The following is a 368-nucleotide window of genomic DNA, read 5'->3' as shown; positions in this document are numbered from 1 at the left end:
CCTGGGCAGACGAGACCTGCATCGGCTGGCATTACATTGCGCCCGGCAAGCCGCAGCAGAACGGCTTCATCGAGAGCTTCAACGGCCGTCTGCGCGACGAGCTTCTGAACGAGACCCTGTTCCGATCCCTGCCGCATGCCCGTGCCGTCCTGGAAGCCTGGCGACGCGACTACAACGAAGAGCGACCCCATTCCAAGCTCGGCTGGATGACGCCTCGGGACTACGCACGCGCCATCACGGACACCACCGGCCGAAACGCTGCGCTCATCGATGGCTCAGCGCTTCGGCCTCTTGTAACCGCCATCAACGATGGCTCAGATCACAACAGGACTCTCGCTCCCGCTGGATGAAAAACGGGGGTCACGTCA

General features: G+C 62.8%; 1 protein-coding gene. It reads left to right on the top strand.

Annotation, left to right across the window (positions count from 1 at the left end):
* Nucleotides 1-350 (top strand): transposase (locus tag AUL35_RS23030; RefSeq protein ID WP_244493875.1); only part of this gene is annotated, 350 nt, incomplete at its 5' end.
* Between the last annotated feature and the right edge of the window lie 18 nt (nucleotides 351-368).

Source organism: Aureimonas sp. AU4, assembly GCF_001463765.1.
Taxonomy (GTDB): Bacteria; Pseudomonadota; Alphaproteobacteria; order Rhizobiales; family Rhizobiaceae; genus Aureimonas.
The sequence above is the reverse complement of the archived record's forward strand: the minus strand, read 5'-3'. Positions and strand labels throughout refer to the sequence as shown.